At 69.9% G+C, this 17,191-nt stretch carries 18 protein-coding genes and 2 rRNA genes; 16 read left to right on the top strand and 4 right to left on the bottom strand.

The genetic code is table 11. The features are described 5' to 3' along the window. The 4 genes from AXK61_RS04340 to AXK61_RS04325 form a co-directional block, all read left to right on the top strand. A 23S ribosomal RNA gene (locus AXK61_RS04340) occupies positions 1–173 on the top strand; the annotation flags it as partial. A 139-nt stretch (positions 174–312) separates the two neighbouring features. Next, positions 313–429 (top strand): 5S ribosomal RNA (gene rrf / locus AXK61_RS04335). A gap of 150 nt (positions 430–579) precedes the next feature. Next, positions 580–1,275, top strand: coding sequence for an endonuclease NucS (gene nucS / locus AXK61_RS04330; protein WP_197466742.1), 696 nt, complete (start codon positions 580–582; stop codon positions 1,273–1,275). Continuing rightward, positions 1,275–1,568 (top strand): hypothetical protein, encoded by a 294-nt coding sequence (locus tag AXK61_RS04325; protein WP_068744030.1) that lies wholly within the window; start codon positions 1,275–1,277, stop codon positions 1,566–1,568. The genes nucS and AXK61_RS04325 overlap by 1 nt, the downstream gene beginning before the upstream one ends. Here AXK61_RS04325 and AXK61_RS04320 read toward each other — a convergent pair whose 3' ends face one another. Together AXK61_RS04320 and mce are read right to left on the bottom strand one after the other, a co-directional pair. After that, positions 1,569–2,660, bottom strand: coding sequence for a coiled-coil domain-containing protein (locus AXK61_RS04320; RefSeq protein WP_068744028.1), 1,092 nt, complete (start codon positions 2,658–2,660; stop codon positions 1,569–1,571). A gap of 80 nt (positions 2,661–2,740) precedes the next feature. Further along, positions 2,741–3,256 carry a methylmalonyl-CoA epimerase gene (mce, locus tag AXK61_RS04315; RefSeq protein ID WP_082789212.1) on the bottom strand — a complete coding sequence of 172 codons (516 nt, stop codon included), beginning with the start codon at positions 3,254–3,256 and terminating at the stop codon, positions 2,741–2,743. Between the two features lie 52 nt (positions 3,257–3,308). Between mce and AXK61_RS04310 the strand changes: the two genes are divergently transcribed. From AXK61_RS04310 to AXK61_RS04265, 9 genes are all read left to right on the top strand, one after another. Further along, positions 3,309–4,535 (top strand): acetyl-CoA C-acetyltransferase, encoded by a 1,227-nt coding sequence (locus AXK61_RS04310; protein WP_231855426.1) that lies wholly within the window; start codon positions 3,309–3,311, stop codon positions 4,533–4,535. Between the two features lie 50 nt (positions 4,536–4,585). After that, the gene (locus AXK61_RS04305) at positions 4,586–4,945 is read left to right on the top strand and encodes a DUF3817 domain-containing protein (RefSeq protein ID WP_068744025.1); all 360 of its coding nucleotides are present in this window, start codon (positions 4,586–4,588) and stop codon (positions 4,943–4,945) included. A gap of 72 nt (positions 4,946–5,017) precedes the next feature. Continuing rightward, positions 5,018–7,963, top strand: a complete 2,946-nt coding sequence (locus tag AXK61_RS04300) for an AMP-binding protein (RefSeq protein ID WP_068744023.1) — start codon at positions 5,018–5,020, stop codon at positions 7,961–7,963. A gap of 27 nt (positions 7,964–7,990) precedes the next feature. Continuing rightward, a complete protein-coding gene (locus AXK61_RS04295) occupies positions 7,991–8,980 on the top strand; it encodes a tetratricopeptide repeat protein (RefSeq protein ID WP_331710549.1) in 990 nt (329 codons plus the stop codon). A 58-nt stretch (positions 8,981–9,038) separates the two neighbouring features. After that, the gene (locus AXK61_RS04290; RefSeq protein ID WP_231855425.1) at positions 9,039–10,298 is read left to right on the top strand and encodes an ABC transporter substrate-binding protein; all 1,260 of its coding nucleotides are present in this window, start codon (positions 9,039–9,041) and stop codon (positions 10,296–10,298) included. Positions 10,299–10,363: 65 nt separating this feature from the next. Then, entirely contained in the window at positions 10,364–11,233 is an 870-nt protein-coding gene (locus AXK61_RS04285) for a carbohydrate ABC transporter permease (protein ID WP_231855424.1), read from the top strand. Next, entirely contained in the window at positions 11,230–12,045 is an 816-nt protein-coding gene (locus tag AXK61_RS04280; RefSeq protein ID WP_068744019.1) for a carbohydrate ABC transporter permease, read from the top strand. The genes AXK61_RS04285 and AXK61_RS04280 overlap by 4 nt, the downstream gene beginning before the upstream one ends. Positions 12,046–12,192: 147 nt before the next feature. Beyond that, positions 12,193–13,149 (top strand): alpha/beta hydrolase, encoded by a 957-nt coding sequence (locus AXK61_RS04275; RefSeq protein WP_068744017.1) that lies wholly within the window; start codon positions 12,193–12,195, stop codon positions 13,147–13,149. 423 nt (positions 13,150–13,572) lie between these two features. Continuing rightward, positions 13,573–14,160 carry a hypothetical protein gene (locus AXK61_RS04265; protein WP_068744013.1) on the top strand — a complete coding sequence of 196 codons (588 nt, stop codon included), beginning with the start codon at positions 13,573–13,575 and terminating at the stop codon, positions 14,158–14,160. A gap of 33 nt (positions 14,161–14,193) precedes the next feature. Here AXK61_RS04265 and AXK61_RS04260 read toward each other — a convergent pair whose 3' ends face one another. Continuing rightward, positions 14,194–14,547, bottom strand: a complete 354-nt coding sequence (locus AXK61_RS04260; RefSeq protein WP_156485563.1) for a hypothetical protein — start codon at positions 14,545–14,547, stop codon at positions 14,194–14,196. Between the two features lie 32 nt (positions 14,548–14,579). Further along, entirely contained in the window at positions 14,580–15,461 is an 882-nt protein-coding gene (locus tag AXK61_RS04255; RefSeq protein ID WP_231855427.1) for a serine/threonine-protein kinase, read from the bottom strand. Positions 15,462–15,738: 277 nt separating this feature from the next. Between AXK61_RS04255 and AXK61_RS24265 the strand changes: the two genes are divergently transcribed. The 3 genes from AXK61_RS24265 to AXK61_RS24810 all read left to right on the top strand — a co-directional run. Continuing rightward, positions 15,739–16,239 (top strand): FHA domain-containing protein, encoded by a 501-nt coding sequence (locus AXK61_RS24265; RefSeq protein WP_197466741.1) that lies wholly within the window; start codon positions 15,739–15,741, stop codon positions 16,237–16,239. After that, a complete protein-coding gene (locus AXK61_RS04245) occupies positions 16,236–16,745 on the top strand; it encodes a hypothetical protein (RefSeq protein ID WP_068744007.1) in 510 nt (169 codons plus the stop codon). Before AXK61_RS24265 ends, AXK61_RS04245 begins: the two co-directional genes overlap by 4 nt. Before the next feature lie 54 nt (positions 16,746–16,799). Next, positions 16,800–17,191 (top strand): helix-turn-helix domain-containing protein (locus AXK61_RS24810; protein ID WP_156485562.1); only part of this gene is annotated, 392 nt, incomplete at its 3' end.

Below are 17,191 nucleotides of genomic sequence, written 5' to 3'. Positions count from 1 at the left end.
TTCGGAAGGGATAACCGCTGAAAGCATCTAAGCGGGAAGCCTGTTCCAAGATTAGGATTCTCACCACCTTGAGTGGGTAAGACCCCCTACAGACTATGGGGTTGATAGGCCAGAACTGGAAGCGCAGTAATGCGTGCAGGTGACTGGTACTAATCGGTCGAGGACTTACCACACACATAACATTCGCCAAAACGAGCACTGATGGCTCACAGAAGATTATGCGTGTAACAATTCACAGAAATCCGGCCCGTTGAGGCTGGTTCGCGTCCACTATGCAATGTCTGAGACAACACATGTGTTGTTTCGCAGTGTTACGGCGGCCATAGCGAAGGGGAAACGCCCGGCTCCATTCCGAACCCGGAAGCTAAGCCCTTCAGCGCCGATGGTACTGCACTCGTGAGGGTGTGGGAGAGTAGGACACCGCCGGACTAAAATTAGATACAGGACGAGCCCTCGGAGGCCGGTGAGCAGAAATGCCCCCGCCTCCGGGGGTTTCGTCGTATCCGCAGTCCTGTCCACGGGAGGACCCCGTGCCCCGGGAACGGGGCACCGTCGAACCCGTACCGTAAGGTGGAGCCCGTGCGTGTCGTGATTGCCGAATGCCAGGTCGACTACGTGGGCCGGCTCACCGCCCACCTCCCGATGGCCCGCCGGCTGATCCTCGTCAAGGCGGACGGCTCGGTCAGCATCCACGCGGACGATCGTGCCTACAAGCCCCTGAACTGGATGAGCCCGCCCTGCTGGCTGGAGACGGCACCGTCGGACGAGGAGTCCAAGGACGTGCCCGAGGGGCACCAGTTGTGGATCGTGCGCAACAAGGCGGAGGAACAGCTGCGCATCCTGATCGGCGAGATGGAGCACGACAGCAGCCACGATCTGGGCGTGGACCCGGGCTTGGTGAAGGACGGCGTCGAAGCGCACCTCCAGGAGCTGCTGGCCGAGCACACCCAGACCTTCGGCGAGGGCTTCACGCTCATCCGCCGCGAGTACATGACGGCCATCGGGCCCGTCGATCTGCTGTGCCGTGACGCGGACGGCGGGACGGTCGCGGTGGAGGTCAAGCGCCGCGCGGAGATCGACGGCGTGGAGCAACTCACCCGCTACCTCAAGCTCCTGAATCGGGATCCGCTCATCGCGCCCGTCACGGGCATCCTCGCAGCGCAGCAGGTGAAGCCGCAGGCGCGGACCCTGGCGGAGGATCGTGGGATCCGCTGCGTCACCGTCGACTACGACGTGTTGCGCGGCACCGAGGACACGTCCTACAAGCTCTTCTGATGGGGCGCAGGCCCGTGTCCCGGAAGCGGGCGGCCGCCCGGGGGGACCACCGTCCGCTCAGCACGGGCGGCTTCGGGTCCCGGATCGAACTGGGCGACGAGGCCTACCAGGTGCGCACCGTCACCGGCAGCGGCGCCGCAAAGGAGTACCGCTGCCCCGGGTGCGATCAGCTGATCCCCGTGGGCACGGCCCACGTGGTCGTGTGGCCGTCCGCGGACATCGGCGGGGTCACCGACCGCCGGCACTGGCACAGTGGCTGCTGGCGCCGCGAGGCCGGCCGGCGGTCGCGCTGATCAGCGCTTGGCGACGGTGTTGATCGCGACCGTGTCGTCGGTGGCCGGCGAGGTCTTGATGGCGACCGTGTCGACGGAGGCGAAGTCGTCGGCACCGAGGACCTTCTCCGCGCGCTGAGCGGCGGTGGGCCCGTCGTCGGTCACGTGGTCGGCCTTCGGCGGCGTGGCGGCCTCGTAGGCGGCCGGTTCGATCCGCTTCTCGACCACCGGCGTCTCGTTGTCACCCGTGGCGAGCGCCTCGGGCACCAGCGAGAGCTGACGGCGCACCGTCTCGAGCTGGTCGAGGATCGACGCGCGCAGCGCCTGCATGTCCTCGGTGATCCGGCGCGCATTGGCGACCTGCGTGGCGATGCGGGTGTTGGTGTCCTCGAGCTTCTGCTCCGCCGTCGCGTTCGCGGTGTTGAGCGTCTGCTCCGACCGCTCGTTGGCCGCGTCGATGCGGTCCTTGGCCTCGGTCTTGGACGCCTCCTCGAGCTCGGTGATCGTGCTGATCGCCTTGTCGCGCCGCATCGACATGGCCATGTCGAAGTCGTCCTGGACGCGCTCGCGGTTCTCCGCGGCCGACCGCGAGAGCTTGTCGGCCTCGGCCTCCGCCTCGGCCTTGATCCGGTCCGCCTCCTCGCGGGCACGGGTCATGGTGGACTCGTGCTCCTGCTCCATGGCCTCCCGGCGCGAGGTCATGTCGGAGCGGATCCGGTCAGCTTCCCGGCGGGTGGTCTCCGCCTCCTGGCGGGCGAGCGAGCGCACCTCGGCGGATTCGTTCTGCGCCGCGGCGCGGATCTCGGAGGCCTCGTCGGACGCGAGGCGCATCATGCGGGCGATCCGGTCGCTCATGCCCTCGGCGCTCGTGGGCGGAACGCTGAGGCGGTCGACCTCGCGGCGCAGGTTGTCGATCTCGTCCTGCGCCTCGTCGAGCAGGTCGGTCAGCTCGCGGGCGTGCGCCGAGGCGGCGTCGCGATCGGCCGCGAGAACCCGCAGCTCAGCCTGGTAGCGGTGGAACTGCTCGCTGACCTGGTCCCGGTCGTACCCACGCAGGACCACCGCGAACGGTGCGGGTGCCGGGCCGCCCGCGACGTTGTCCGAATTCGCCATGCTCCGATGGTACGTGGACGCCCCGCGTCCGCGGCGTCAGCAGTAGCAAAAGGTCCGATTCCCGGGACCGGCGCCCACCCTCAGGACGCGGGCTCGACCAGCTCCACGAGGATCCCCCCGGCGTCCTTCGGGTGCAGGAAGTTGATCCGCGACCCGGCGGTGCCGTTGCGGGGGGCGTCGTAGAGCAGACGCACGCCCTGCTCCTGCAGGTGCGCCGTCACCGCTCCCAGATCGCTGACCCGGTACGCGAGCTGCTGCATGCCCGGGCCGTTGCGGTCGAGGAACTTGGCGATGGTCGACTCGGGCGTCAGGGGAGCGAGGACCTGCAGCTGCGCCGCGCTCGACGGTGCGCCGTCGGCCGCCGGCAGCGAGGCGGGGGAGAGCATGCCCTCGCGGACGCCCTGGGCCTCGTTGATCTCCTCGTGCGTGCACACCATGCCGAGCACGCGGGCGTACCACTCGAGCGCCGCGTCGAAATCGGACACGGCGACGCCGACGTGGTCGATACCCAGGACGTATTCGGCCGGGACCCCGTGGGCGGCGGGGTGCTCGCCGTGGGCGGTGTGATCGGATCCGTGCGATTGGCTCTCTGTCATGCCTCGAATGTAGCTTTGAGGTGGAAGACCCATGCCCACGAGGAGGAACGAAGTGGCTCCGTCCGCATCTCATCAGGATCCCGACAACGATCCGACGGTCATCGTCGCCGGCGCTCGGACGCCCTTCGGCAAGCTGCTCGGCGCGCTCAAGTCGCAGTCCGGCACCGATCTGGGGGCGGTCGCGATCCGCGGCGCCCTGGACAAGAGCGGTGTCGATCCGGAGACGATCGACTACGTGATCATGGGCCAGGTCCTGACCGCGGGCGCGGGACAGATGCCGGCGCGCCAGGCCGCGATCGCGGGCGGCGTCCCGTGGGACGTGCCCACGCTGACCATCAACAAGATGTGCCTGTCGGGCATCAACGCCATCGCGCTCGCGGACCAGCTGATCCGGGCCGGCGAGTACGAGGTCGTCGTCGCCGGCGGCCAGGAGTCGATGACGCAGGCGCCGCACATCCTGACGGGCAGCCGCGAGGGCCACAAGTACGGCAGCATCGAGATGCTCGACCACACCGCCTACGACGGCCTCCACGACGTCTTCACCGACCAGCCGATGGGCGGGCTCACCGAGCAGCTCAACACCACCGACACCGTCACGTACTCCCGCGAGGAGCAGGACGCGTTCGCCGCCGACTCGCACCGCAAGGCCGCCGAGGCGTGGGCCGCGGGCAAGTTCGCCGACGAGGTCGTCCCCGTCGAGATCCCGCAGCGCCGGGGCGAGCCGATCCGCGTGAGCGAGGACGAGGGCGTGCGCGGCGACACCACCGCCGAGTCGCTCGCCAAGCTGCGTCCGGCCTTCGCCAAGGACGGCAGCATCACCGCCGGCAACGCCTCGCAGCTCACCGACGGCGCGGTCGCCGTCGTCGTGATGCGGCGCAGCAGGGCGCAGGAGCTCGGCCTGTCCTACCTCGCGGAGATCGGCGCGCACGGCGTCGTCGCCGGCCCGGACTCGTCGCTGCAGCACCAGCCCTCGAACGCCATCAAGAAGGCCTGCGACAAGCAGGGCATCACCCCCGCGGACCTCGACCTGCTCGAGATCAACGAGGCCTTCGCCGCCGTGGGCCTCGCGTCCACCGCGGACCTGGGCGTCGACGCCGAGAAGGTCAACGTCGACGGTGGCGCCATCGCCATCGGCCACCCTCTCGGCGCCTCGGGCGCCCGCATCGTCCTGCACCTCGCCCTGGAGCTCGCCCGCCGCGGCGGCGGCACCGGTGCCGCCGGCCTCTGCGGCGCCGGCGGCCAGGGCGACGCGCTGATCATCACCGTCCCCGCGCAGTAGTCGCTCGCGCCGAACCATTCGCGCAGTAGTTCTCGCGCAGTAAGGAACCCATGAACGAGTCCATCGCGTCCAAGATCGTCGCGGCCTTCAAGGTCGTCGCCTTCCTCGAGGCCCTCACCTGGGTCTGGCTGCTCATCGGCATGTACGGCAAGTGGGTCGGCGGGAACGAGGAGGCCGTGGCCAAGCCCGGCATGACCCACGGCATCGTCTTCATCGTGCTGGTCGTGCTCACCCTCGCGGTGGCGCGGGCCCGCGCGTGGGACGTCAAGACCCTGCTCCTCGGTCTGGTAGCCACTGTGCTCCCGTTCTGCTCGGTGGTCTTCGAGGTGTGGGCGCAGCGCGCCGGCAAGCTCGACGCCCCGGCCGCCGCGGCGACGGCGGCGGAGCCCGCCGACGCGATCGGCCGTTAGGTCACCGCGGCTCCGGGGCTGCGGGTACGTTGATTCGCTGACCGAGACGTCAGTCGACCGGAGGACGGGGACATGGTGGACATCCTGGGCGGACTTCCCGGAGGCAGGGCCCTCGAAGCGTCGGTGAACCGCCTGGCGGCCACGGCGCGCAACGGCTTCGAGGTGCTCACCCAGGGCGGCCTCGAGACCGGGCAGAAGCCCTCGCAGTACTCGGTGCTCGAGCGTTCTCCGATGTACCGGCTGCGGCGCTACTTCGCGGACCGCGCCCCGGCACCGTCGGCGGACGACCGCCCCGTGATCCTGCTGGTCCCGCCGATGATGGTCGACGCCAATGTCTTCGACGTCACCGAGCACAACGGCGCGGTCTCGGTGCTGCACCGAGCCGGCCTCGATCCGTGGGTCATCGACTTCGGCTCGCCGGACCGCGAGGAGGGCGGGCTCGAGCGCAATCTCGCCGACCACGTCGTCGCGATCTCCCGCGCGATCGACCAGATCGCGACCTTCCGCGGCCGCGACGTGCACATCGGCGGCTACTCGCAGGGCGGCATGTTCTGCTACCAGGTCGCGGCGTACCGGCGGTCGCGGTCGATCGCCAGCCTCGTCACCTTCGGCAGCCCCGTCGACATCTCGGCCGGGCTGCCCCTGGGCGCACCGCCCGCGCTGGTGAACAAGGGCGCCGAGTTCGTCGCCGACCACGTCTTCAACCGCTTCTACCTGCCGAGCTGGATGGTGCAGCGCGGTTTCGAGATGCTCAACCCCGTCAAGGCGGTCCGCTCGCGGATCGACTTCGTGCGGCAGCTGCACGACCGCTCGGCCCTGTTGCCGCGCGAGGACCAGCGGCGCTTCCTCGAGGCCGACGGCTGGGTCGCCTACTCCGGTCCCGCCGTCGCCGACCTGCTCAAGCAGTTCGTGGTCCACAACCGCATGCTCACCGGGGGTTTCGCGATCGACGGTGACGCGGTCTCGTTGGCGTCCATCACCAGCCCGGTGCTCGCCTTCGTGGGCCTGTCGGACCAGATCGGCCGGCCCAGCGCGGTGCGCGGCATCCTGCAGGCCGCCCCGAAGGCGACGGTGTACGAGGCGCAGGTGTCCGCCGGGCACTTCGGCCTCGTCGTCGGCAGCTCGGCGGGCGCCATCACGTACCCGACGGTGTCGCAGTGGATCCTCTGGCAGGAGGGGCGCGGACCCGAGCCCGAGAACATCGCCGCCATGCAGCCGGACGACGACCGCGACGCCGGTGTCAATCCTCTGGTCGCGGGCGTGGGTGGGCTCGCGACCGTCGGCTTCGTGGCGGCCCGCGACCTGCTCGACGCGGCCTCCGCGACCGCCGCGGGCGCGACGGCGGTGGCCCGCGAGGTCACCCGCGGCCTGCCGAAGCTGGCGCGCCTGGGGCAGCTGCAGGCCCACACGCAGGTCTCGCTCGGCAAGCTCCTGGCGGAGCAGGCCGCGAGCGACCCGCACGGCGAGCTGTTCCTCTACGAGGACCGGGTGCACACCAAGCATGCGGTCAACGAGCGCATCGACCGCGTGGTCAGCGGCCTGCTGCAGGTCGGCGTGCGGCAGGGCGAGCACGTGGGCGTGCTCATGCACACCCGGCCTTCGGCGCTCGTGGTCATGGCAGCGCTGTCGCGGCTCGGCGCCGTCGTGGTGCTGCTCCCTCCTGGTACCGACTACGCGGCCGCGCTGCGTCTCGGCGAGGCGACATCGGTCATCACCGATCCGGAGCACGCGGAGGAGGCCGTGGCGGTCGCCGAGCGTGTGTTCGTCGTCGGCGGTGGTGACCGCCGCGACCGCCCGGGGGCGGCGCGACAGGATCTGGACGCCGAGCTCGTCGACCTCGAGCAGGTCGACCCCGACAACGTCCGGATCCCGCGCTGGTATCGGCCGGACGCGGGCCTGGGCCGTGACCTCGCGTTCGTCATGTTCTCCGAGGTGGGCGGCAGGCTCCGCGCGAAGCGGGTCACGAACGGCCGGTGGGCGCTGTCGGCGTTCGGCACTGCGTCGGCGACGCGGCTCTCGCAGAGCGACACCGTCTACTGCCTCACCCCGCTCAGCCACAGCTCCGGACTCATGACGAGCCTCGGCGGCGCGCTGGCCGGCGGCTCGCGGATCGCCCTGACCCGCGACTTCGACCCGGACCGGTTCATGGTCGAGGTGCAGCGGTACGGCGTGACCGTGGTCTGCTACACCTGGAACCTCATGCGGGCGGTGCTCGACGATCCGCGCCTCGAGGTCCCGCGCTACCACCCCGTTCGCGCGTTCATCGGTTCCGGCATGTCGGCCGAGCTGTCCCGCCGGGTCGGCGAGGCGTTCGCCGCGCAGGTGGTCGAGTTCTACGCGTCGACCGAGGGCGAGATCGTGCTGGCCAAGGTCCGCGGCGGGAAGCCCGGCGCGAAGGGCCGCAGCCTGCCCGGCAGCGCCGAGGTCGCGCTCGTCGACTACTACTTCGACACCGGCCGCTTCGTCGAGAACGGCGACGGCTTCCTGCAGGAGGTCCAGCAGGGCGAGGTGGGAGTCCTCATCGGCCGCGCGGATCCGGACACCACCCACCGGGACGTGCTGCTGCGCGGCGTCTTCCGGCCGGGCGACGCGTGGTTCTCGACGGGCCACCTGTTCCGCCAGGACGAGGACGGGGACTACTGGCTCGTCGACGACGTCCGCACCGTCGCGGTCACCGAGCGCGGCCCGGTCTACTCGATCCCCGTCACCGATGTCCTCGAGCAACTCGGCCAGGTGGAACAGGCCGTCGTGTACCAGGTGCCGGGTGAGCAGCCCGACGGTCCGCCCCGCGTCGTCGCCGCGGTCACGCTCCGCGACGACGCCACCCTCACCGCCGCCGACATCACCGACACCTTCGCCGGCCGCCACGGCCAGTACCCGGACGCGGTGCACGTGGTCGACGACGTGCCGCTCACCAGCTGGTACCGGCCCCGGCGCGGCGCGCTGGCCGCCTGCGGGATGCCCGCGTCCGGTCCCACGTCGTGGCGGTTCGATCCGGACCTGCAGCGCTACGTCTGATTCCGGGGGCCGTGCCAAGATGGAGTGGTGACTACACCGCGCGCCCCTCGTGGCGCTTCCAGGCAGGACCAGGAGCGGGCGCTGCGCACCGCCGCTGCGATGGCGGGGGCGGTCGACCTCTCGGGCCTCAAGGCCCGTGCGGAGGCGAAGGCTGCGCAGCAGGCGCGGCCCGCACCGTCGGATCCGGAGGCGCAGCCCGGCGGCGCCCCCGGGCCCGGCATCGTCGATGTGACGGACCAGAGCTTCCCCGTGGACGTGATCGACCGGTCCGCCGGCTCGCTGGTCGTGGTGCTGCTGTCGGCGTCCTACAGCGAGCAGTCGCAGGCGATGTCGGCGGTGCTGGAGAAGCTCGTCGCCGCGGACGGCGGCCGGTGGACGCTCGCCCGGGTCGACGTCGACGGTGCGCCCGGCGTTGCGCAGGCCTTCGGCGCGCAGTCGGTGCCGATGGTGATCGCAGTGGCCGGGGGCCGCGCGGTGACCGCGTTCGCCGGCGCGCAGCCGGAGGAGGCGGCGCGGCAGTGGCTCGACGATGTGCTGGCCCAGCTCCCGCCGGAGTTCGGCGGCGGTGGCACCGGCGCGGGGGAGGCGCCGTCGGACCCACGGCGCGAGGCGGCGGAGCAGCTCGCGGCCGACGGCGACTACGACGGCGCCCGCGCCGCCTACGAGGCGATCCTGCACGCGGACCCGGGCGATGCGGATGCGGCGGCCGCGGCGAAGCAGATGGCCTTCTTCGCGCGGGCCACTCGCGGCGAGCCGGGGGCGATCGAGCGGGCGGACGCCGCGGCGGACGCGACCGGCACGGACGCGGTGGAGCTCGCACTGGCCGCGGCCGACGAGGAGCTGCTGGCGGGCACCCCGGCGCGTGCCTTCGGACGATTGATCACCGCGATCCGAACCACCTTCGGTGACGACCGCACCGTGCTACGCACCCGCCTGCTCGAGCTCTTCGACCTGTTCGACCCGGCGGATCCCGCTGTGCTGGAGGCTCGCCGGGGCTTGGCCGCCGCGTTGTTCTGAGTGGGGTTCCGTGAGGCCCGGGACGCAAGTGCGCCGTGGGTTTGCGATACTTACCCCCGTGGCTGACTTCTGTGTGTCCCGGCGGGCGGTGCTGGCGGGGATCGGCGGTGCTGCGCTCGCGGGCGCGCTCGCAGCGTGCGGAGGCGACACGGGCCGCGGTGGCGGCGCCGCGGGTGACCTGCGGGCCTGGTTCCACCAGTACGGCGAGAAGGGTGCGCCCGAAGCGCTCGCCCGCTACGCGTCCGAGTACCCCGGCGGCGGGGTCCGGGTCAGCTCGTTCCCCGGCGACTACGACCAGAAGATCTCCTCGGCGCTGGTGAGCGCCGACGGTCCGGACGTCTTCGAGTTCGCCAACGGCCCGACGATCGACATGATCACGTCGGGTCGGGTCGCGGACCTGACCGACGTGCTGGGCGACGCGCGCTCGGACTTCACCCCCGCGCTGCTGGACCGGATGACCCACGGGGGCCGCGTGTACGGAATCCCGCAGGTCACGGACATTCAGCTGCTGGTGTATCGCCGGTCGATGCTCGAGCAGGCCGGCGTCGTGCCGCCCCGGACGCTCGACGAGCTGGTCTCGGCGGCGCGGGCGCTCAACAGGGGCACCACGAAGGGCCTGTTCCTCGGGAACACCGGCGGCGCGGACGTGCTCGGCGGTGTGCTGCTGTGGTCGTCGGGCCACGACTACCTCACGCCCGAGCGCAAGCCGGGCTTCGTCGACGAGGAGGTCGCGGCGGGCCTGCGGACGATGCGGGCGCTGTTCACCTCGGGCGATCTGCTGCTGGGCGCGCCGCAGGACTGGTCCGACCCCGGGGCGTTCATCGCGGGCCAGACCGCGATGCAGTGGACGGGGCTGTGGGCGTTGCCCGCGATCACGGCGGCGCTGGGTGACGATGTCGGCGTCCGGGCCTTCCCCGCGATCGGCGCGAACGGCGGCACCAGCGTGCCCTTCGGTGCGTACGGAGCGGCGGTGAACGCGAAGGGCGATGTCGCGCGGGCGAAGAAGTTCGTGCAGTGGCTGTGGGTCGAGCGCACGGACCTGCAGCTGGATTGGGCGCAGAGTTACGGCCTGCACGTACCGGCGCGGCGCTCGCTGCTGCCGCGCGCCACCAAGTTGGCGACCGGGTTGTACAGCGAGGCGGCCGATCTCGTGAACACGGTGGGCCATCCCCAGACGCCGCTGCTGTGGACGGCGCGCTGTGCCACCGCGTATCGGGATGCGCTCGACCGGATCATCCGGGGCGGTGCCGATCCCATGACCGAGCTGCGGGGCGTCGCGACTGTCGTCCAGAAGGAACTCGAGCGGTTCCCGAGCTGATGCGGGCGCGCTCGGCACGGCCCTGGAGGGGCGGGTGACGCGACTCGGCGCACCTGTGGTTCTGGGTGCTGACGGGGCCCTTCCTCACGGGACTGGCGATGTTCGTCGTCGTCCCGATCGGGTGGAGCGTATGGCTGAGCCTGTTCGAGGCCCGCAACACAGTGACCCCGACGCATTTCGTGGGGCTGCGCAACTACCGGGACATGCTGGCGGACCCCGCGTTCCGGTCGAGCCTCGCGACCTTCGCCGCGTTCGCGGTGATCGTGGTGCCACTGACCTTCGCCGGCTCGCTGGGCCTGGCGGTCCTGGTGAACGGGGTGCGGCTGTTCCAGCGCTTCTTCCGGTCGGTGTTCTTCCTGCCGATGGCGTGCAGCTATGTCGCGGCGTCGCTGATCTGGCGCGGGTCGATCTTCCCCGGCGTGCCCACGGGCGTGGCGAACACGGCGCTGCGCGCGGTGGGGCTCGAGCCGGTCGCGTGGCTGTCGGTGGTGCACCCGCCCTGGTACTGGTTGGTGCTGGTCACGGTGCGCCTGTGGCTGCAGCTCGGTTTCTACATGATCCTGTTCCTCGCGGCGCTGCAGCGCGTGCCGCGGTACCTGTACGAGGCCGCCGCACTCGACGGTGCGTCCGCCTGGACCGTGTTCACCCGCATCACCTTCCCGCAGCTGCGCGCGGTGTCCGTCGCCGTGCTGCTGCTGTCCACGGTGAACGCGTTCTCGGCCTTCGACGAGTTCTACGGCGTCATGTCCACCGCGCAGGGGTACCCGCCGTACGCGCGGCCGCCGCTGGTCTACCTGTACTACGTGGCCGTCGGCAACGGTCAGGACTTCGGCAGCGGCGGTGCGGGCGGGGTGATCCTGACGGTGCTGATCGCCCTGTTCGCCCTGCTCCAGGGCAGGCTGACGGGGTTGCTCGGGCGGAGGGACCCCCGATGACCGTGTCCCGCGTCGCCCGCTACCTGATCCTGACCGGACTCGCAGTGCTCTTCCTGGTGCCCCTGTACCTGCTGGTCCGCGGCGCCCTCGGCACGTCGATGGACGTCGCGACGGGGTCGTGGGGGCTCCGGGCGCCCGTCTGGGGCAACCTGCGGGAGGTCTTCTCCGACGATGCCCGGCCGCTCGGCCGCGCGCTGCTCAACTCGACGGTCGTCGCGCTGCTCCAGACGCTCGGGACGGTCGCGCTGGCCCTGCCCGCCGGGTACGCCTTCGCGCGGATCCGGGTCCCGTACGCGGGGGCGGTGTTCGGGGTGGTGCTGGCGACGCTGCTGGTGCCCGCCGCGGTCACCTTCGTGCCGACCTTCGTCATGGTCTCCTCGCTCGGCTGGGTGTCGTCGCTGCAGGGGCTGGTGGTGCCCGGGTTGTTCCAGGCCACGGCGGTGTTCCTGTTCCGGCAGCACTTCGTGGGATTCCCCCGGGAGCTCGAGGAGGCCGCCGTTCTCGACGGTGCCGGCCCCGCCCGGATCCTGCTCCGCGTCGCCCTGCCGGGCGCGGGTGCGGTGACGGCGGCGGTCGCCACGATCACCTTCGTCGGCAGTTGGAACGCGTTCCTGTGGCCGCTGGTGATCGGCCAGGATCCGCAGTCCTGGACGGTGCAGCTGGTCCTCTCCAGTTACATCACCGCGCAATCGGTGAACGTGCCCGCGATGTTCGCGGCGGCGTTGGTATCGATCGCCCCGCTCCTGGCGTTCTTCCTGGTAGCACAGCGTTGGATAGCGGCGGGTGTGGAGCGCAGCGGCATCTCCGGCTGACGGGTGACAGCGGTCACCGCGCGCGGGGACGGCCGAGCGGGACACGTGCGTACGGAAAACCAGCAGATGTGCTGGATCGGGGTGGCTGTTCCGCTTAGGCTGAACCGGTTCTGTCCGGCCCCGGCGGTCGGGCGAGAGGAGACGACGATGTCTGTGACCGCGCATCGCGGCGTGAGCGCCCAGTCGGCGCTCGCCATCGCGGGGGCCAAGCTGCTGCTGCGACCCCTGATCGCGTTGTACCCCGTGCGGTCCTGGACCTTCGGGCCCATGGCGCTGGGCGAGGGGCTGGCCAATCTCATCGGTTGGATGCCCGACGATGTCGAGGTGGACCGGATGGAGCTCGCCGGCGTGCAGGTCGAGCGCCTCGTGCCCACCACCGGTGACCTGCGCACCGACGTCGCGATCTGCTATTACCACGGCGGCGCCTTCCTCGCGGGCGGCCCCGCCACGCACCGCCGGGTCGCGGCGGCGCTGGCCCGATCCCTCGGCGTCACCGTCTTCAACGTCGACTACCGCCAGCTGCCCGACGTCGGTATCGGCACGTCCGTCGAGGACGGCTACCGGGTGTACCGCGCCGTCGTGGACTCGGGCCGGTACCGCCAGGTGGCGGTCGGCGGCGATTCCGCGGGCGGCTACATCTCCGCGAAGGTCCTCGAGCTGGCCTACCTGGACGCCGCTCAGGCCCCGGCGGCCTACTTCGGCTTCTCTCCGCTGCTCACGCCCACCGTCGAGGACGGTGACCCGCGCTACGACATCGACGACGCCTACCTCACGGCCGGCAAGCTGCGCGGCTTGCGGGAGTTCTTCGATCGCGGCCCCGTCGATCCGCGCGGCCACGACGACGCCACCGAGATCAGCCCCGCCGCGTTCCCGCCGGCGCTGGTGATCGCCTGTACGGATGAGATGCTCCGGGTCGACGCCGAGCGCCTGCACGCCCGTCTCGACGGTGCCGGCAGGCTCTGTGACCTGCACCTGTACGAGGGCGGCGTGCACGCCTTCCCCGTGCTCGCAGGTGCGACACCGGAGAGCGAGCAGGCCGTGCAGATCACGGCCCTGTTCCTCGAGGCCGCGTTCGACGCGCGCCTGCAGCACCGCGCGGCGTAGCGGCGCCGTCTTCTCGGGGCCGTCGGGCGGAGCGGTCCCGACGACTGGTACCCGGTTAGGATGACGGGATGCACAGGGATCGCTGGGCGCGCGTGTCCGAGTCGCCGAGGCCCCGTTGAGCTGGGTCGAGGTGAAGCTGACGGAGGCCCGGCGACAGATCCACAAGGACGTCTACGCCGTCGTCGAGAAGTACGTCGACGAGGGGTGGCGGATCCGGGCCATGGGGCACAAATTCGTTCTGTACTGTCCGTGTTCCGACGGTGGGGATCACGCGCGGGTGAGGGTGTTCGGGACCCCGAAGAATCCGTCGACGCACGCGAGGAGCATCGACCGTGAGTGTCGGAAGTGCCCCGGTGTGCCGCGGTAGCGTCGCGCCTAGTGTTTCCGATTGACAACAGCGCTGGTGGGTGGGACTCTGGGGGCATGCCTTCGTACAGTTACATTCTGCGCATCGAGGCGATCGAGCCCGACGACGATCGTCTCGACGCGCTGGCGGATGTGGTCGACGATGTCGTGTTCGCGAGTCGGGCCGGGCTCGCGTCGGTCACTCTTGTCGTGGAATCCGTGACGTCTCGGGCGGCCGGGATCGATGCGGTGCGTGCGGCGCGCGCGGCGGGACTGGTGCCGCTGCGGACGATTCCCGACCTCGTCGATCGCCGCGAGATCTCCGAACGCGTGGGGGTGACCCGGCAGGCCGTTGGCAATTGGGCCCGGGGCGACCGGCAGGGCACCACCGACTTCCCGGCCCCGTACGCGTTCGTATCCGGCGAGATCTGGCTGTGGCACGACGTCGCCGCGTGGCTCCGGGAGAGCGGCGTGTTCGACGAGGACCTGGAGACCCCTGATTGGAGTGACCTCATCGCCACCGATCGATGGATCGCGGATGACCCAGATGCGCGGGCGCCGTCGGACCGGTTCGCGTCGGAGCCCGTGGCGACCGGGGATTGGGACTTCGCGTCGTCCGGCTACACGCTGTCCCGTGACGAAGCCCGCGAGGTCGCGGGCTCGTAGTCGGCGGACCGCAGGGTCGAGCGCTACGGGCTATCAGACGAGTGTCCCGTCGGGACCAGTGCCGTCGGCGTTGACTCTGACCAGTGCGAAGCGGGCGTTCACTGTCATGCTCCGTGTCTCGACGTCGTTCTCCACGCGCGGGCCGACTTCGGTCCCGACGAACAGGTCGTCGTTGACTCGGCGAACCGTCCCGAAATACCTATTGAAAACGGTGACCTCGATGGTCCTTCGACCGTCGTTGTCGCTCCCGCTATACCAGGTTCCCGACCAGGCAGACGCGCGGTGCGATGCGAAGAGTTCACGTTCGATGACGGCTCCATCGGGGCTGAGTTCGATCAGGTAGACGCGGCTGTGGGTGTCGGACTCCAGGTCGGTGATGACCTTCATCCAGCGGCCGTGCACGGCCTCGTCGCAGAATCTTAGCGCCCGCACCGCGTCGGTCGCGTGAGCGAGACCCGCGACCTCGTGATCAGCTGCGCTCGCCCCCAGCTGTGAATCGCGTGCGCGACCAGCGATTCTGCAGAGGCTGGTCGAGCTGCTTGGTCGATCGCCATTCCGCGCGCGACGACGGGGTCGAGCCAAGCGAACCGCGGATCGAGGTCGCCGGGCACCGGACGTGGTCCGTGGGTGTGCGCGGCGAAGAGCTGCGGGAACGAATCCGCATCGGGGAACGGTGGGCGGCCGGTGACCGCATGCAGTAGAACGCCGGTGAGCCCGTAGACGTCCGCAGCGGGACCGATCGGGCCGAACGTGTCCGGATCGAACTGCTCCGGCGCCATGTAGTCCCAGGTGCCGACGAGCGCCGTGGGTCTCCCCGATCCTTCGGTCAGGCGCGCCAATCCGAAATCGAGAACGGACAGTCGGCCCTGTTGTGAGCGGAAAAGGTTACCGGGCTTGACGTCGCGGTGCACGATTCCCGCGCGGTGAGCGTGCGACAATCCGGCCGCGGCGTCGGCCATCGCGATGAGCGCCTCCGAAGCTCGAAGGGACTTTCCGTCGCCGATCAGGTCGGAGAGGGGATCGCCCTCCAGGAGGGGCATGACGATGTAGAGGCGTCCCGACGAGTCGCGGCCGATGTCGTGGACCCGGCCGACGTTGTCGTGGTCCAGTCGCGCGGCGAGCTGTGCTTCGCGGATGAATCGGTGCGCGGACTGTTCGCTGTCGGCCAGGTGTTCACCCATCAGCTTGACCGCGACATCCCGTTCGAGCCGGATGTCGCGCGCCCGATACACCACGCCCATCCCGCCTGCGCCGAGCCGGGCCGTGATCGTGTATCGCTCGTCCAACGTCGTGCCGATCATCTGCACGTCTCCCTCCTGGCCGAATCGCGGACGCCGCAGCAGCGCAGGGCGTCGGTGAGCGGCAATCAGTGTAGGTGCCGTCGTCGTTTCCGGCTTCGTGATCTGCGCGGCCCGCAGAATCGCTGGAATTCAATTCTGATCGAAACGAAGTTCATTGGTCGCAGGTCGGTCGGTGAGTGCGTGCGTGAACGAATACCGGTCCTCCGCTGGTGGATGGCGTATTACTATGCAGCTCAAGGGGTCGATGAATGGCCCGCGGAGTGCGACGAGGTGGTCGATGACAGGTACGGCCTATTTCCTGGGTGTCATTGCATTGTCGGCCGTAGCCGCTCTCTTCTTCATTCCTGGATTTCGGTTGTGGGTGTCACGCTCAATCGGTGGCCAGGATTCGGGTCATGTGGATCGCAGTCGTCCCGCTGCTCCCGGTCGTGTGGCGAAAACGCTCGTTCCGAACTTCACCATCCGGCTCAGTCTCCATGACCGGGTGATCGTTGTCGTCCCCGTTGTAAGTTCCAGCGGATCACTGTCGATCGGACGTGCCGTGGCGTCGGACATCGTGGTGCCCGACGACGCGGAGTTCCGGGCGGTCTCGTCGCGGCACGTGCTCGTGGAGTGCACGAGTGACGACGTCTATCTGACGGACGTGTCGACCAATGGCACGTTCAGGGCGAGTGGCGCGCGCCTGACGAAGCGGGAGCGCACGAAGATCGCGCCCGGCGAGAACATCTTCCTCGGGGCCGCGAGCGGATCTCCGATGATCCGCGTGGAGCGGGTGTGACCGACCTGCAGGAGCGGGCGGCTGGGGGCCTGCGCCCTGGTACTCGCCCGCGAGACATGGTGCGCAGCGCGGTGGTCTGGGGCGTGCTGTCGGCGCTCGTCGCAGGTGTCTTCCGGGCGCCTCAGCAGTCGCCCGAGCTCACGGTGCTTCTGTCTGTGGTTCTGACGGTCCTGTGTTCGATGTTCGCGATGAGGTTGTCGGGCGGCCGCGCCACTCATGTCGTGGGTACCCTGTCCTGCGCGGTGATCATCGGCGCGTCTGTGCAGGTGCGGCTCGGCGCGTCCCCGGCGAGGATCGTGGTGCTGAGCGTGATCGCCGCGTGTGTGTTCATCCTGTCGATGTTCCTTGCGCGGTGGATGTCGGCATCGTCGCCATCGCGGTTCGCTCGCGTGGCCGGGTGGGCCGTCGTCGGGTGTTTCATCGCTCGGGTGATTCTTCCGATTCCTCTCGACGTCTCCGGACTGTCCTACCTGGTGGGTGGAACCGGCGGTGTCATAGCGTCGTAGCAACAGCCCTGGTAGACCGGGGTGGTGCGACGATACGGGGCTGATGTGCGGCGGATGTTGACGGTGGAGGATCGGGTTGAGATCTCGACGGGGTTGAAGGCCGGCTGGTCGATTCGGACGATTGCGGTGCACCTGGGGAGGGCGCCGTCGGTGATCTCGCGGGAGATTCACCGGAACTCCACGAAGACCGGCGGGTATCGGTGTGCCACCGCGGATAAGACTGCACGGCAGTCTCGTTCGCGTCCGCAGGAGCGTGTGATCGACCGTGATCCGATCCTCAGAGCGCGGGTCCTCGCGGACTTGAAGTCCTCGTGCACGCCGCGGCAGATCGCGGGCAGGTTGCGGTTGGAGGCGCAGGATCCCAGTGTGGAGCTCATGGAACGTTCTGTTGATGCTCAGGGCCGGACCGTCTCGCATGAGGCGATCTACCGGTGGCTGTACGTGTT

The sequence above is a fragment of the Tsukamurella pseudospumae genome, from assembly GCF_001575205.1.
GTDB lineage: Bacteria > Actinomycetota > Actinomycetes > Mycobacteriales > Mycobacteriaceae > Tsukamurella > Tsukamurella pseudospumae.
Note: the sequence above shows the minus strand (reverse complement) of the source record. Positions and strands in the feature narration are given on the sequence as shown.